The organism is Sphingomonas sp. CCH9-F2 (assembly GCF_001556735.1).
Taxonomy (GTDB): domain Bacteria; phylum Pseudomonadota; class Alphaproteobacteria; order Sphingomonadales; family Sphingomonadaceae; genus Sphingomonas; species Sphingomonas ginsenosidimutans.
In genome coordinates, this window is sequence record NZ_LSJO01000645.1 from 1 (window position 1) to 444 (window position 444).

The 444-nt window shown below is 77.9% G+C and carries 1 protein-coding gene; it reads left to right on the forward strand.

Going from position 1 to position 444, the window contains the following annotated elements; genetic code table 11:
• On the forward strand, positions 1 to 410 hold a 410-nt coding region (locus AX685_RS18135; RefSeq protein ID WP_197418693.1), incomplete at its 5' end, for a TolC family protein.
• Between the last annotated feature and the right edge of the window lie 34 nt (positions 411 to 444).

Consider the following 444-nt stretch of genomic DNA (forward strand, 5'->3'; position numbering starts at 1 on the left):
CCGCCGGCGCGGGCGCGGCGATCCACCTGCCGCTGTTCGACGCCGGGCGGCGCAAGGCCGATCTGGCCGGCGCCACCGCCGCGCTCGACGCCGCCACCGCCGCCTATAACGGCGCGGTCGTCGCCGCCGCGCGCGAGGCGGCGGACGCGGTCGCGCGCGTCCGCGCCGCCGATGCCGCGCGGGCGCGCACCGCCGACATCCAGCGCGCGCTGGGCGAAACGAACCGCCTCAACGCGGTGCGCGTCGCCAGCGGACTCAACAGCCGGCTCGACCTGGTCGACAACGACGTCCGCCTGCTCGACGCCGATCTGGCCGCCGCCAACCGTTCGATCGACGCGCTCGCCGCGCGCGCCCAGCTTGCCACCGCACTCGGCGGCGGCTTCGCCCCCGTCCAGGACCTCGCCCGATGACCGACACGCCTGTTCCCGCCGCCGAGTGCGGTGG